This is a genomic window from uncultured Serinicoccus sp. (assembly GCF_947487915.1).
Lineage (GTDB): Bacteria > Actinomycetota > Actinomycetes > Actinomycetales > Dermatophilaceae > Ornithinicoccus.
The window spans coordinates 185,715-199,491 of record NZ_CANKYH010000007.1; the positions used below are offsets into that span (position 1 = coordinate 185,715).

Sequence of the window (13,777 nt, forward strand, 5' to 3'; positions counted from 1 at the left end):
TCGTCGAGGGATGAGCTATCCCCTGACCAAGACGATGGCCGCGCTGACCGCCGGGTATGCCGTCTTCGCCGCCGCCCGACCCCGTCACCTGTCCTCCGCGCTCGACGAGACGGGCGCGGCCGCGCAGGCCACCGACCGGCTGGCGTGGACCTACGCCGTGCGCGACCTCAGCACCAGCGCGCTCGCCTTCGTGCCGGGTCTGGCCCCGGTGGCGGGTCTGCTGCGGATCACCGGGGACCTGGGGGACGCCGCCATCCTGGGCGCCACCGGCCCGGCCTCCGAGCGGGCCAAGCTCGCCGGGGTCCCGCTCACCTGGGCCGCCCTCAACGCTGCGGCGTTGCTCGTCGACCGGCGCTGACGCTCCCGGGCTCAGCCCTGCGGTCGCCCCGTGGCCCGGTCACGGCGGCCGGGCAGACGCCGCAGGAGCTCCTCACGGTCGCGCCACGCGCCCGTCGACCACAGGGCCCAGGCCACGAGGACGGGCTGGAAGAACAGCCGGACGAGACGGGCCCGGTCGGTGTCCAGCCCGAAGCCGTCCTTGCCCTCGACGTACTGCGCGATGTTGCCGGGGAAGATGGCCACGAAGAACGCCGCGGTGGCCCAGCCGACCGGCACCCTCCACCTCGGCAGCGCGACGAGGGCCGCACCGAGTCCGACCTCGGCCACTCCGGACAGCACGACCACGACGTCCGGGTCGACCGGCACCCACGAGGGCACCTGCGCCTGGAACTCCTGCCGGGCGACCGTCAGGTGCGACACCCCGGTGAAGAGCAGCGTGCCGCCGAGCAGCACCCGGCCTGTCGTGCGGGCGAGACGGTGCAGGTCCATGCGGGCGATGGTAGGTGCTCACCCTGGGCTCAGGGCAGGAAGATCCCGTTGCCCGGCCCGAGCGGCAGGTCGAAGAAGTACCAGATACCGACGAGCGTGGCCCAGGACACCCAGAACGGCACGACGAAGACGATGAGCCGGGCGATGACGGTGCCCAGCCCGGCGTCCGGCTCGTAGCGGCGCAGCAGCCCCAGGATGACGATCATGTAGGGGTTCAGCGGGGTGACGATCTGCGTGGCGGAGTCACCGACCCGGAAGGCGGCCTGGGTGAACGCCGGCTCCAGCCCGATGAGCGCGAACATCGGCACGAAGACCGCCGCCATGATCGTCCACATCGAGGACCCGGACACGATGAAGAGGTTGAGGCAGGAGGCGAGCAGGATGAAGCCGAGCACCGCCGGGAAACCGGTGAGACCGCTGGCCTCGAGCCCGGCCGCCCCGTTGACCGCGATCCACGCCCCGATCCCGGTCCAGTTGAACAGCGCGATGAACTGCCCCAGCACGAAGGCCAGGATGAGGAAGCTCATCATGTCCTTCACCGCCGAGCTCATCATCCGCACGACGTCGCTCATGCCCGACACGGTGCCGACGACGCGCCCGTAGACCACGCCCATGGTCATGAAGTAGGCGAAGACCAGGAACACGATCGAGTCGAGCAGCGGGGAGCTCGGCAGGAAACCGCCCTCCTCGTTGCGCCACGGTGAGGCCGGCACCAGCAGCGCCGCCAGCACGACCACGGTGAGCACCCCGGCCGCTGCCAGGGACCACCACAGCCCCCGCGTCTCGACGGCCGACAGCTCGGGGTCCACGGTGTCGCCGGAGGTGTCGGCGTCGTTCGGCGCCTCGACGTCGACCGCCTGGTCACCCCGGGCGGAGCGGCCCTGGCCGTCCTCGTCCTGCGAGGCCTGCGCAGAGCCGGCCCCGCCCCGCTCCCCGGCCGCGGCCTCCTCACCGGCGTCGACCTGCGCGGTCGGCACGTCCTGCTTGACCATCCGTGGCTCGAGGATCCGGTCGATGATGAAGCCGCACACCATGCCCAGCAGCAGGGCCGCGACGACGTTGAAGTAGTAGTTGGAGACGGGGTTGACCGGCGTGGTCTCGATCCCCGGCAGCGACTCCATCACCCCCGTCGTGATGCCGGCGAAGAGCGCGTCCAGCGACGTGGGCACCAGCGCGGTCGAGTAGCCGGCGCCCACCGCGGCGAAGCCGCCGAGCAGCCCGGCGACCGGGTGCCGCCCCGCCGCCTTGAAGACCAGCGCGGCCAGCGGCGGGATGATGATGAAGGCCGAGTCGGCCATGACGGAGCCGGTCACGCCGACGATGCCGACGACATACGGCAGCATCCACCGCGGCGCCGAGCCGAAGGACTTGCGCACCACCGCCGCGAGCATGCCGGTCTTCTCGGCCACGCCGACGGCCAGCAGGATGGTGAGCACCGTCTGCAGCGGGGGGAAGCCGATGAAGTTCGGCCCGAGGTTGCTGGTGAACCACGCCAGCCCCTCACCGGTGAACAACCCGCGGATCTCGATCGGCCCGTCCTCGGTGCCGGGCACCGTGACCGCGACGTCGGCGAGCGCCATCCCGGTCGAGACGACGCCCGTGATGAGCAGCAGGACGAGGAAGAGGGTGAACGGCTCGGGGAGCTTGTTGCCCCACCGCTCGATGGTGGTGAGGAGCCGGTCGCCGATGCCTCGGCGCTCCTGCGTGGCAGTGGTCATGGCGTCCCTCCGGTATGTCGTGGGGCCGGGCGGCGGGCGCCGCTCAGTCGGGGTGGTGCCCGGGCGGGCGCCGCTCAGTCGAAGTAGGTGGCGGGGTCGAGGGCTCCGCCGGCGGCCTCGAACTCCTCGCGCGTCGCGCGCGCCAGCTCGTCGTCGGCGAGGAAGTCCCACGCGGTGTGGGCCAGCCCGACCGCCCCGTCGACCGCGGCCCGCTCGGCCGCCTCGGTGGCCGCGGCCGCGGCGAACTCCTCGGTGTGCAGCGCGGCGTCCGGACCGGCGATGGCGATCATCGGGTGGATGCCGGGCACCCGGACGCTGACGTTGCCGAAGTCGGTGGACCCGGCGAGCACGTCGGGCACGGTCCCCGCGGGCAGCACCTGCCGGCCGCGCTCCCCCAGGCTGCGCACCCAGCGCCCGCCCAGGGCCGCGTTGCCGCGGATGGGCAGCGAGGGCGGGTAGTGGTCCCACTCCAGCTCGACCGAGGTGTCGGTCATGGTCGCGGCGCCCTGCATGACCCGCTCGACCCGCCCGGACAGGTCGACGAGCGTCCGGGGGTAGGCGGAGCGCACGTAGAGCTGCAGGGTCGCCGAGCCGGTGATGATCGAGGGGCGCGTGCCCCCCTCGGTGATGACCGCGTGCACCCGGTCCGAGGGCGGCATCTGCTGCCGCAGCAGCCCGATCCCCTGGTAGGCGAGCGCGGCCGCGTCGAGGGCGTTGCGGCCCTGGAACGGCTGGGCGGAGGCGTGCGCGGGGTGACCGGTGAAGGTGGCGCGCAGCAGCCTTCGGCCCAGGAAGAGGGTGTCGACCACGTCGTAGCCGAACGGGTGCGTCATACAGGCGGCGTCCAGGCCCTCCCAGGCGCCGCCGCGGGCCATGACCTCCTTGCCGGTGTGCCCCTCCTCGGCCGGGGTGCCGAGGAAGACGACCCGGCCCTGCACGTCGCTGCCGCCCTCGGCGATGAGCCGCGCCAGCGCGACGAACGCCCCGACCCCGGTGGCGGCGATGACATTGTGGCCGCAGGCGTGGCCGATGCCGGGGAGCGCGTCGTACTCGCTCAGGACCGCCACCGTTCGGTGCCGGTCGGGGTCGAAGCCGGGCGTGGCGACCTCGGCGCGCAGCGCGGTCTCGACGCCGTGGGCCCCGACCTCGACCGGTATGCCGGTGCGCCGGGTGACGAGGTCGGCGAGCAGGGCGGCCGAGCGGTGCTCCTCGTAGGCCAGCTCGGGGTCGGCGTGCAGCTGCCGCACCACCCCCACCAGGTCCTCGGTGCCTTCCTCGACCAGGGCGCTCAGCCGCTCGAGATCCTCCTGCGGCGCCCCGGCGAAGGGGCTGTCGGGCGGGTCGGCCGCGGCGAAGGTCGCGCGGGTCTGCCGCTCGAGCTCGTCGAGGAAGGCGGTCGAGATGGGGGGTGTGTCGGGCTGCATCTGCAGCAGACTACTCAGGTTGAAAGCGCTGTCGAGGCGGACGACAGCGGCAGACGCGTCGGCTCCGCCTGCCCGCCGCGCCACCGCCCCCCACACTGGGGACCGTCCCCGTCGCCGAGGAGAGGTCATCGACCGTGTGGTTCGACTCGTGGTCCGCCGTCCTGAGGATCGTGCTCGTGGGTGCCGCGTCCTACGTCGCGCTGGTGGTGCTGCTGAGGCTCGGGGGCAAGCGCATCCTGGCCAAGCTCAGCGCCTTCGACCTCGTGGTCACCGTGGCCCTCGGATCCATGCTCGCGAGCGCGGTGCTGAGCAAGGACGTGCGCTACGTCGACGCGCTCACCGGCATGGCCCTGCTCATCCTCGCTCAGCTGCTCGTCTCCCTCGTGACCAGCCGGCTGCCCGGCGGACGCTCCTTCGTCAACGCCGAACCGAGCCTGGTGGTCGTCCACGGCCGGCTCCTGGACGACCAGCTCTCCCGGGTGCGGCTCACCCGCGACGAGGTGATGCAGGCCATCCGCTCCAGCGGCCACGGCGGCCTGGACGCTGTCGGCGCCGTGGTGTTGGAGCCGGACGGCACCCTGAGCGTCGTCGCGGGCTCCACGGTCGGTGACGGGCAGGCGCTGGCTGCCGTGCCCGGCTGGAGGCCCCTCACCTGCGACGACACCGGCGACAGCACGTGACACAGATCACAAGGACGCCAGGTCTCGCTCTCTGTCCAGGGGCCCTCGGGTGACCTAGCATTCCGTCCACCGGGGCGTCGCTCCGACCCGCCCCCCACCGGCGCGGCAGCACGCACAGACCCCGGAGAAGCACATGTCCCTACCCCGCCTCACCCTGCGCCCTCCCGTCCACCTCCTCACCGTCCTGCTCGCCACGCTCGCTCTCGTCCTGGCATCGCTCCTCGTCGTCCCGGCCGCCTCGGCCCTGGAGGATGACGCCGCGCAGACCTCTCAGCCCGCCCCCATCGAGGACGAGGGAACCCAGACCCCCACCGACGAGCGGACCCCCGAGGACGCGGTGGTCCAGGCGCTGCCGGCCGAGGACTTCGCCGTCGAGTACGTCGGCCCGGAGTGCTGGGACAGCTCGTACAACGTCTACGTGGAGTACGCCGGGGACGACACCGACCTGCGCCTCGTGCTGCAGGAGGAGGTGGACGGAAGCTGGGTCACGATCGAGACCGAGCGGTTCTACGACGGATCGGCAGGCATCTACAGCGACTGGCTGGAGGAGGGCGAGGTCGCGACCTTCCAGGTGCTGGTCTACGACCGCACCGCCCCCGAGGAGCAGACCCTGCTGCACGGCCCGCTCGCCGTCACCGGCGTCTCGACCGAGGACTGCGAGGACGACTTCTTCGGCGCCCTCCCGGAGGAGGAGTGGACCCTGGCCGAGGCCGGGTGCGGGTCGGTGACCTTCACCAGCCGCGCGGACGAGGAGGTCGCCGTCATCTACGGGGACCCCGACGCCGAGGACTTCGAGGACTACTTCTTCCTCGACCCCGGGGCGTCCGCCACGATCGAGACCTCTGGTGAGCTCGTCTACTGGGTGAGCGCGACCGGCCTGGACGAGAACCTCGAGTTCTTCGGCGACGTCCTCCTCGCGGGCGAGGGTGAGGTGGAGGTCGAGCAGGACTGCGCCCCGGAGCCCGGCGAGCCCACGACCCCCGGGCAGCCGGCGCCCGGCCAGCCGGGCGACGGGGGCCACCAGATCCCCGGCACGGTCCAGACCGACGGTGGTGCCGACCCGCTGGCCATGAGCCTGGGTCTGGGCCTCGCCCTGCTCTCCCTGGCCGGGCTCGGCCTCGCGCACCGCGGCGCGTGACCAGGACGGGTCACCGCCGCCGGCCCGCGCGCCGGGCCGTCACCCTGGCGCTGCTGTCGCTGGTGCTGGTCGGCGCCCTGGTGGCCTTCTGGGGGTGGCGGGGTGCCCCGACGGCCGCCGGGCCGGACACGGCAGCTCCGACGAGCGCCCCGCCGTCCGCCGTCACCTCCGCGCCGAGCGTCGCGGAGGTGACCGGCCCGGCACGGGCAGCACCGGAACCGGACGTCGCGGCCCGGACGTCGACGCCGGAGGCCACCGCGGCCCCGGCGACCGCGACACCCACCCCGGCACCGGCGGAGATGACGGCCGACCCGCAGGAAGGACCCGTCCACGTGACCATCACGCGGGGCGAGATGGTGCTCGTGGACGCGCCCGTGGGGCTCACCCAGCTCAACGACCGGGATGAGCTGAACCCGCCCCCGGGGGTGGTGGGCTGGTACGGCCCGCCCCAGTGGTCCACCGTGCCCGGCGACCTGTCGACCTACCCCGGGGTGCTGGCGGGGCATACCAGCTATGACGGGGTCCGCGACGTCTTCCACCGCCTCGGCGAGGTCCGGGCCGGCGACGTCGTCGTCATCCGCTACGCGGACGGCCAGGAGGCGAGCTTCGACGTCGACGCGGACGCGCTCTCGGTACCCAAGAACGAGGTGACCGAGAAGGCCGGCACCGACTACGCCTGGGTCTGGAGCCTGGACGAGCCGGGTCGCACGGTCTCGCTGTTCTCCTGCGACCTGGCGCAGGGTCTGGACGTCACCGGGCACAGCCTCAACAACTGGGTGGTCCAGGCCACCCGGACGACCTGATCGCCGAGCCGAGCGGGCCCGGCGAGATGCCCTAGGCCGGGGGCGGGGCCAGGAGCATGTCGTGCAGGTCGTCCGCCCCGTCGCTCCCGAGCCTGCGGCAGGCGTCGACGACGGCGCTGATGGTGACCTTGCCCTGCGCGACCAACCTCCCGTCCGCCTCCGGTCCGCTGTCCTGCGACTCGATCACGTCGAAGAGCACCTGCGGCTCGGGCGCGGACACCGAGAGCGGGGTGAACCTCGCGTAGGGCGCGAGCACCCGCTCCCACACCGCGGCCCGCGCGAGCGCGTCCGCGTCCGGGTCCGGGGCCGTGTCCACCGGGTATGCCTCGACGCCGTCCATGTCGGCGAAGGCGGCCTGCAGGACCTCCCGCTGGGTGCCGAAGAGCACGTAGGTCCAGGGGCCGGTCGGGTCCTCCGGGTCGTCCATGAACTGCGCGCGGCACCTCAGGTCCAGCGCCGGGGAGAGCGGGCGCGCCGCCGGGAGGGCCAGGACGCCGTGGGCCACGTCGATGAACTCGGCCGCCTGGGCGATGACGCTGTTGCGGTGCATCGAGCTCAGCGGCAGGTCCGCCCGGGAGACCTGGTCGTGCGAGAGCCGCCCGTAGACGCCGTCCGGGTCACCGGTGGCGACCACCTCGTGACAGACGGTCGCCAGCGTGGAGACCACCTCGGCCCGCCAGAGCGGCCACCCCAGGAGCTCCAGCCGTCGCGTCACGTGCGGGAGGGAGATGCTGCTCGAGAGCCGATAGCCGCGCGGTTGGCTGTAGGGCATCAGTCGCTCGTTCCTGTCGTCGAGGAGGTGTCCCAGATGCTGCGCTCGCCGGCGAGCGCCTGCTCGGTGAGGAGCACCCAGGTGACGCCCGCCACGGCCGGGGCGGTCGTCATGGAGAAGGCCGCGTCGTCACGGGAGGCCCCGGGGCGCGAGCCGTCGGGGCCGGCCGGCCCGAGCCCGGTCAGGGTGGCGCGGGCGCCGGTGGCGTCCCCCGCCCGCTGCTGCGCCAGGGCGACACCCGCCGTCCCCTCGGTCCAGACCAGCGGCTGGCTCACCAGGTGCGGCGCGTAGCCGCTGAGCCCGTCGTGGGTCCAGGCGAGGTCCGCGGCACGCCCCAACGCACCGACGGCCAGCTCCGGGCGTCCGGTGGCCCGCAGCCAGATCGCTCCCCAGGAGTCGACGTCCAGCGCGCGGGTGGGGTCGGGCCCGGCCGGGCTCCGGCCCTGCAGGAAGCCCCCCACCTGGGCGTCCCAGAGCCGGGTCATGAGGGCCGCGTCCAGCCGGTCCGCCGCGTCCCCGGCCGCCACGCCCGACTCCCCTGCAAGGGTCTCCGCGGCCAGGTCGAGGGCGTGCCACGCGTCGAGGTTGTGCTCGGTGGACGCCCAGCCCAGCGCGGCCGCCGGGTCGAACCCGCCCGGCCCGTCCTGGCCGTAGCCCGCGGTGACCAGACCCGCCAGGGGACCCTCGGCGGCCTGCTGGTGCATGAGCCAGGCCACGGCCCAGGTGGCAGCGGCCTCGACCTCGGGACGCAGGGGGTCCTGCGGATCCAGCTCCCTCAGCCAGCGCAGGAGGGCATAGGTGCCGACGCCGTGGATGCCGGTGCGCAGCTCGGGACGGGCGTAGCCCGGGGCCAGCGCGGCCGAGGAGGCGACGATGGCCCCCTGCTGCGCGCCCTCGTCGACCTGCAGGGCGAGGAGTCCCCTGCCCGTCCGACGGGCGGTCTGCTCATCACCGAGCGAGAGCGCTGTGAGGAGCGTCAGGGCCTGGTCGTAGGCGTAGGTGCGTCCGTGCAGCGGGTGTCCCTGCGGCACGCCGAAGGAGCGCACCAGCCCGGTGTCCGGCGCGGCCTCCGCGAGCACCTGCGCGGTGCGCGTGTCGACGAGCCGCAGGACCTTGGCCCCCGGACGGCTGTCGGACAGCAGGAACGTCCCGTCGACCCGCGCCGTGGTGGACCCCACGTGGTACGCGGCGTCGGTGACCACCCACAGCTGGACCTCGAGATGCTCGAAGACGGCGGGGCTGGGCCAGGTCGCGCCGTGCTGGGCATACCCGGCCTGGGCGTCCAGCAGGCGCAGCCCCCACTCGCCGGTCCCGTCCGCCGCCGCAGCCAGGTCGAGGCTGAAGCGTCCTGAGGCGTCGACCAGGGTCTGCAGCTGCGCCGAGACCTCGCCGCCCGGTGTCCGGCGGACCACGTCGATGATCCACCGCCCCGGCGAGGGCGGCACGTCGACCCGCCCGTGGACCACCCCGGGGACGTCGGGGTCGGGCACCTCGTCCACCTCGACGGGCGTCTGCGGCAGGTGCTGCGGCGGGTCGAGCCCCACCAGCTCGAACGACCCGGTGACCGGCCCGGTCCAGGCGTCCGGGTAGGCCTCGTCGGTCGCGATCACGGACGGCGTCGTGACCGGGGTCCCGCTGCCGAGCTGTCCACGGACCCACGGCCAGCCGGTCGGGTCCGCACCCGGTGTCTCGACGCCCGGCGTCTCCTGCGCCCGGGCCGGACCGGCGCCCGGCGGCACCGTCATCAGCAGGCTCAGGCCCGCGACCAGGGCGACGCGGGTCCAGACCAGGAGGAGGGCGGGGCGGCGGCGCGTCATACCCACCACCGCTGACGCAGGTAGGCAAGGACGAGGACCAGGACCAGGGCGAGCAGCCCCTTCCACAGCACCCCTCTCTCGCCGCGGGCGTCCGCGCGCAGGATCTCCTCGGGGGTCCGGCGTGCCGGTGTGGTCATGAGAGTGCCACCTTGCCTGTCTTCTCGGTCTTGTCCCACGTGGTGGCGGCACCGCGCGCCTGCGCGACGTAGGCGGCGACGGTGATGGCGCACAGCAGCGGCCCGTACCCGACGAGCACGAGCAGCGGGACGACCAGACGGCTGCCGGGTCGCGCCTGGTCCAGCCGCTTCACGAGCCAGGCGGCGAGCATGCAGCAGGACGTCCACAGGTAGACCGCGAGCTCGAACCAGCGCCGGGCGCCGGGACCGGGGTCCATCCCCACCCCCTGGGCCAGCTGCCCGACCGCGAGCTCGACGGGGGCCGGAGCCAGGACCCAGCACAGGATGGCGAGGTTGACCAGACCTGGGAACGTGAGGGCCTGGAACCAGCTGCGCCGGGCGATGCGACCGTCCAGCAGGAGCGTGAAGGTGGTGCTGTAGACGAAAGCCAGGGCGCTGATCCCCCAGTAGGCCTGGAAGGCCAGCCAGGCGCTCGCCGAGTCGAGCAGCCACATCGTGACGAGGGCCGCCGAGGCGAGGACCATGAAGGCGGGCAGGAGCATGGTGCAGTACCACTGCAGGCCGAACCACAGGTTGCCCAGGTGGTGCTCGCGGTGGGGGCGGAAGAACACGTCGTGGAAGCGCCGGGTGACCTGCAGGTTGCCCCGTGACCAGCGCAGCCGCTGCTTCCACAGCCCGGTCACCGAGGCCGGTTCCTCGGCCAGGCACTCCGCGTGCGGGTCGAAGATGACCGTCCGGCCGGCGACCTGGGTCTTCAGGGTGGTCACGGTGTCCTCGGCCAGGGTGCCGACGTCGATCCGGCCCCCGAGGTCCACGAGGTTCTCTCGGCTCAGCAGCTGCGCCCCGCCCGCCAGGCAGGCCTGGGCCCCGACGACGTTCTGGGCCCGGCGCGCCGCGAGCTGGGCGCCGGCGTACTCGTAGCCGATGTAGCGGTTCAGCCAGGTCGGTGGCTGGCTGGCCTCCCGGATGAACGCGGTGACCGCCCCGACCTGCGGGTCGGCGAGGTGCCGGGTCATCCGGGAGATCGCGTCCGGCCGGAAGATGACGTCCGCGTCGGTGATGAGCACCGCCTGCGCCCAGTCGTCGTCGAGGAGGATGTCGAGGCCGTGGTTGAGGGTGTGCGCCTTGCCCTGACCACCCTGCTCCCGACGCAGCCCCAGCACCCGGCCGGGGTGGCGCCGCGCGGCGTCAGCCAGCAGCTCGGGGGTGTGGTCGGTGCTCGCGTCGTCCACGACCACCAGCCGCAGCCGGTCGGTCGGGTAGTCCAGCTCCATCATCCGGTCTACCGAGTGCTCGAGCACCGGGGCCTCGTTCCACGCCGGCACCAGCACCGCGACCCGGGGCTGCTCACCGGGGTCGACGGCGTCGTAGTGGGTCCGCCAGCGGTGGCCGGAGACCAGGAGGAAACCGACGGAGGAGACCACCATGGGCAGCGCCCCGAGCAGCACCAGGCCGGTCAGCACGAGGACCAGCACCTCCGTCGGCCCGCCGCTCACGTGAGCTCCCGCAGGACCGCCGGCACGTAGTCCCAGCGCCCGACGTCCGCGGCCCGGTGCGCGTCGCTGCCGGCGCTCACCACGACTCCCCGCCCGGCCAGGTGGGTGAGGGCGGGTATGCCGGGGCAGCGCCACTTCTCGTTGACCTCGACCCATCCGCCGGTCGCCAGGCAGGCGTCGGCGAGCGCGTCCAGGTGCTCCTCGTGCACCTGCCGCTCGTCGAGCCCGCACTTGGGCAGCAGGCTGAAGAGGTGGGCCAGCACCGGTGGCACCGGGCTGGCAGCGAGGGCCCGCGCGGTCGCCGTCACGAGCATGTCGAGGGCGGAGGCGACGTCCCAGGTGCCCTCCTCCAGCAGGGTCCGCACCCGGTCGGGGTGGATCGGGCCGTCCGGCCCCGGGAACTGGTGGTCCGCGACCAGCAGGTAGTCCAGGGCGGGCAGCTCGGAGGGCAGATCCAGGTGCCCGGCCTCGTCGAGGATCTTCACCTCGACCCCGCAACGCACCGCCAGGGCGGCCGAGGCCGCCAGGTCGCGGACCTCGCGCACGTAGTCCGGCAGCCAGCTGGTGCTGGCGCGCACGTGGTCCGACAGGCCGAGGGTGTGCAGCCCTGCGGCGGCGCCCGCCGCGACCATGTCGGCCAGGGGGTCCTGACCGTCGGTGGTGGTGGAGTGGGTGTGCCAGTCGGCCCCGGTGTCGATCACGACCGGGGGTCCGGGTGATAGGGGTAGTCGTCGACCGGGACCACGACGTCGGCCCAGTGACGCACCACGGCGACCTCGCCGAAGTCGAGGTGCTCCGGCAGGCCGGCGCCCAGCGCTGCCTGCGCCGCCAGACGCGGCATGTCGATGCCGGCCGCGCGGGTGAGGGACATGGTGCCGGGGAAGCGCGGGTTCACCTCCAGCAGGGCCGGGGTGCCGTCGGCCGCGCGGCGCACCTGGACGTTGACCACGCCCACGACGCCGATCCGTTCCGCCACCGCACGCCCGGCCGCGACCAGCTCCGGGTCGGCGACCGTGCGACCGGCGACGGCGATGCCGGAGTCGACCTTGTCCCGGCGTCGTGGCACCGCCGCGACCGGGGGCCCACCCCCGGGCCGACCGAGCACGTCGACGGAGAACTCCTCGCCCGGGAGGTGCTCCTGGGCGATGACGGTCCCGTCCCGGGGCACGCGCTCGAGCTCCTGCGCGCTGTGCAGCACCGCGAACCCCCGTCCACCGGCGCCCTGGCGGGGCTTGACGATGAACGGCAGCCCGAGCTCCTCCTCGATCTGCGCGGCGCTGATCTGGTCGTCCCACAGCAGGGTGCGCGGCACCCGGACGACCTCGGCGCAGTGCTGCATGAGCAGGTGCTTGTCGAGGCACAGGCGCAGCGTCTCGGGCTGCTCGACGAGGACGGTGATCCCGTGCTCGGCGAAGCGCTCGCGGGCCGCGGCGACGCCCGCGAGCTCCACGTCCACCGTGGGGATGACGAGCCGGGCGCCCACCCGGCGGGCGAGGTCGAGGAGCGCGTCGACGAACTCGGGGTCGGCCCCTCTCGGAAGGAGCCCCCGCCGCTGCTCCTGCACGAGGTAGAGACCCACGGCCAGCGGGTCGAGGTCGGCCGCCGCCACGGTCCAGTCCTGGGCGAGCGCCTCGATGAGGGTCACGGCAGCCGCTCCGCCCGCACCGGTGACCAGGACGACCGGTCGCTGGGCCGCTGCCTGCGCCGTCACCCGCGGGCCCCGGTGGGGAGGTGGAAGAGCGAGGCGGTCGCGTCCTTCCCGCCCCGCCCCGGCAGGTCGGACCGGTCGGGCGTGAAGGTACGGATCACCTCGAACGGCTCGGCATACCTCGCTCGCGGCGCCAGGCTGCGGGCCCAGTAGCGGGCCGAGGCGACCACGGACTCCGGCTCCAGGTAGGGGCGCTCACGCTGGGACTCGAACAACGAGAGGACCTCGACCTTCTGGGCGATGACGGCGTCGACGGGGACGTAGCGGGTGGGTGAGAAGTCGTTGGAGGAGGACGGCGACTGGTAGGCGTAGACCCGGGGCACCTGTCGCACCGCACTGAGGACCGCGGTGTTGACCGCCCGGTGGTCCTGGTGGTTGTCGTGCTTGGTGTGCACGTAGACCACGGTGGGGTCGACGCTGCGCACGACCGCCTCGATCAGCCGGATGGTGTCCACGCCCGCGTCGATGCGGGTGTCCGGCAGGTCGGCGATGAGCAGCCGTGCCCCGACGCGGGCGGCTGCGGCCTCGGCCTCGCCCAGCCGGTCCTCCTGGTCGCCGCCGACGGCACCACGGCTGAGGGTGAGGATGACGATGTCGTCACCGCGGCGGCGGTGGTCCAGCAGCGTGCCCGCGCACCCGATCTCGACGTCGTCCGGGTGCGCGCCGACGGCCAGCACCCGCTGCGCGGACTCCTGGGCGCGCGCCAGGACCCGGTCGACGCAGGCGGAGAGGGTGATGACGTCCTCGGGATCCACCACGTCGGCGACCCCGGCGCGCAGCGCCCGGACCAGCAGGGCCGGGTCGAGCTGGTCGGTCGGTGCCAGCAGGAGGACCTCGAGGCCGGGCACGACGCCACGGAGGTCGCCCACCAGGCCCTCGCCCTGCCCGTGGGCCATCACGGAGGAGGTCACGACCGCGAGCCGCACCGACCCGGCGTCGGCTGCCCGCTCGACCGCCGCCCAGGGCTCCACCGGCTCGACGGTGCATCCGGCACGGCGCAGGCACGCGAGGACCTGCTCGCCGGGCGCCTCCCCGACCAGGAGCACGGTGAAGGGTGGTGCCGGGGTGGAGTGCACGACGCCCGGCAGCCCCGCTCCGCCAGGGTGCCAGGTGGGGTGACCGACGGACAGCAGGAGGGACTGGTCCTCCGTCGAATCCCCCACGTGGCTGTCTCCTCTGAGCGGTCTCCTCGGTGCTGGTCACAGCGTAGGGTCGAGGAACGGCCCTACCGTCGACTTTTGCGAAGTCTTTACCCT

14 protein-coding genes are annotated in these 13,777 nt (G+C 73.6%); 4 read left to right on the top strand and 10 right to left on the bottom strand.

Annotation, left to right across the window (positions count from 1 at the left end; translation table 11 throughout):
• The first annotated feature begins 10 nt into the window (after window positions 1–10).
• A complete protein-coding gene (locus Q0795_RS10925; protein WP_298889599.1) occupies window positions 11–358 on the top strand; it encodes a hypothetical protein in 348 nt (115 codons plus the stop codon).
• 11 nt (window positions 359–369) lie between these two features.
• Here Q0795_RS10925 and Q0795_RS10930 read toward each other — a convergent pair whose 3' ends face one another.
• From Q0795_RS10930 to Q0795_RS10940, 3 genes are all read right to left on the bottom strand, one after another.
• Window positions 370–828 (bottom strand): hypothetical protein, encoded by a 459-nt coding sequence (locus Q0795_RS10930; protein ID WP_298889600.1) that lies wholly within the window; start codon window positions 826–828, stop codon window positions 370–372.
• Between the two features lie 29 nt (window positions 829–857).
• A complete protein-coding gene (locus tag Q0795_RS10935; RefSeq protein WP_298889602.1) occupies window positions 858–2,546 on the bottom strand; it encodes an AbgT family transporter in 1,689 nt (562 codons plus the stop codon).
• A gap of 74 nt (window positions 2,547–2,620) precedes the next feature.
• Window positions 2,621–3,970, bottom strand: a complete 1,350-nt coding sequence (locus Q0795_RS10940) for an amidohydrolase (protein WP_298889604.1) — start codon at window positions 3,968–3,970, stop codon at window positions 2,621–2,623.
• Window positions 3,971–4,104: 134 nt separating this feature from the next.
• Between Q0795_RS10940 and Q0795_RS10945 the strand changes: the two genes are divergently transcribed.
• The 3 genes from Q0795_RS10945 (at window position 4,105) to Q0795_RS10955 (ending at window position 6,591) form a co-directional block, all read left to right on the top strand.
• On the top strand, window positions 4,105–4,650 hold the full coding sequence (locus Q0795_RS10945) for a DUF421 domain-containing protein (RefSeq protein WP_298889606.1): 546 nt from the start codon (window positions 4,105–4,107) through the stop codon (window positions 4,648–4,650).
• A 133-nt stretch (window positions 4,651–4,783) separates the two neighbouring features.
• On the top strand, window positions 4,784–5,788 hold the full coding sequence (locus Q0795_RS10950) for a hypothetical protein (protein ID WP_298889608.1): 1,005 nt from the start codon (window positions 4,784–4,786) through the stop codon (window positions 5,786–5,788).
• Complete coding sequence (locus tag Q0795_RS10955) at window positions 5,785–6,591, top strand: class F sortase (protein ID WP_298889609.1); 807 nt, start codon at window positions 5,785–5,787, stop codon at window positions 6,589–6,591. The genes Q0795_RS10950 and Q0795_RS10955 overlap by 4 nt, the downstream gene beginning before the upstream one ends.
• A 31-nt stretch (window positions 6,592–6,622) precedes the next feature.
• On the opposite strand, the gene Q0795_RS10960 is transcribed toward Q0795_RS10955, so the two are convergent.
• The 7 genes from Q0795_RS10960 to Q0795_RS10990 are packed head-to-tail and all read right to left on the bottom strand — an operon-like array spanning window position 6,623 to window position 13,684.
• Window positions 6,623–7,363, bottom strand: a complete 741-nt coding sequence (locus tag Q0795_RS10960) for a hypothetical protein (RefSeq protein WP_298889611.1) — start codon at window positions 7,361–7,363, stop codon at window positions 6,623–6,625.
• Window positions 7,363–9,180, bottom strand: a complete 1,818-nt coding sequence (locus Q0795_RS10965) for a hypothetical protein (protein ID WP_298889613.1) — start codon at window positions 9,178–9,180, stop codon at window positions 7,363–7,365. Before Q0795_RS10965 ends, Q0795_RS10960 begins: the two co-directional genes overlap by 1 nt.
• Complete coding sequence (locus Q0795_RS10970; RefSeq protein WP_298889615.1) at window positions 9,177–9,317, bottom strand: hypothetical protein; 141 nt, start codon at window positions 9,315–9,317, stop codon at window positions 9,177–9,179. The genes Q0795_RS10965 and Q0795_RS10970 overlap by 4 nt, the downstream gene beginning before the upstream one ends.
• Entirely contained in the window at window positions 9,314–10,813 is a 1,500-nt protein-coding gene (locus Q0795_RS10975) for a glycosyltransferase family 2 protein (protein WP_298889616.1), read from the bottom strand. The genes Q0795_RS10970 and Q0795_RS10975 overlap by 4 nt, the downstream gene beginning before the upstream one ends.
• Complete coding sequence (locus Q0795_RS10980; protein ID WP_298889618.1) at window positions 10,810–11,514, bottom strand: PHP domain-containing protein; 705 nt, start codon at window positions 11,512–11,514, stop codon at window positions 10,810–10,812. The genes Q0795_RS10975 and Q0795_RS10980 overlap by 4 nt, the downstream gene beginning before the upstream one ends.
• Window positions 11,511–12,524, bottom strand: coding sequence for an ATP-grasp domain-containing protein (locus Q0795_RS10985; protein WP_298889620.1), 1,014 nt, complete (start codon window positions 12,522–12,524; stop codon window positions 11,511–11,513). The genes Q0795_RS10980 and Q0795_RS10985 overlap by 4 nt, the downstream gene beginning before the upstream one ends.
• The gene (locus Q0795_RS10990) at window positions 12,521–13,684 is read right to left on the bottom strand and encodes a PIG-L family deacetylase (protein WP_298889622.1); all 1,164 of its coding nucleotides are present in this window, start codon (window positions 13,682–13,684) and stop codon (window positions 12,521–12,523) included. Before Q0795_RS10990 ends, Q0795_RS10985 begins: the two co-directional genes overlap by 4 nt.
• Window positions 13,685–13,777 lie beyond the last annotated feature (93 nt).

Excerpts from the sequence above, each read along its gene's own strand:
- Q0795_RS10925 (WP_298889599.1), top strand. The coding sequence starts at position 11 with ATGAGCTATCCCCTGACCAAGACGATGGCCGCGCTGACCGCCGGGTAT.
- Q0795_RS10970 (WP_298889615.1), bottom strand. The coding sequence starts at position 9,317 with ATGACCACACCGGCACGCCGGACCCCCGAGGAGATCCTGCGCGCGGAC.
- Q0795_RS10965 (WP_298889613.1), bottom strand. The coding sequence starts at position 9,180 with ATGACGCGCCGCCGCCCCGCCCTCCTCCTGGTCTGGACCCGCGTCGCC.
- Q0795_RS10960 (WP_298889611.1), bottom strand. The coding sequence starts at position 7,363 with ATGCCCTACAGCCAACCGCGCGGCTATCGGCTCTCGAGCAGCATCTCC.
- Q0795_RS10940 (WP_298889604.1), bottom strand. The coding sequence starts at position 3,970 with ATGCAGCCCGACACACCCCCCATCTCGACCGCCTTCCTCGACGAGCTC.
- Q0795_RS10935 (WP_298889602.1), bottom strand. The coding sequence starts at position 2,546 with ATGACCACTGCCACGCAGGAGCGCCGAGGCATCGGCGACCGGCTCCTC.
- Q0795_RS10930 (WP_298889600.1), bottom strand. The coding sequence starts at position 828 with ATGGACCTGCACCGTCTCGCCCGCACGACAGGCCGGGTGCTGCTCGGC.
- Q0795_RS10950 (WP_298889608.1), top strand. The coding sequence starts at position 4,784 with ATGTCCCTACCCCGCCTCACCCTGCGCCCTCCCGTCCACCTCCTCACC.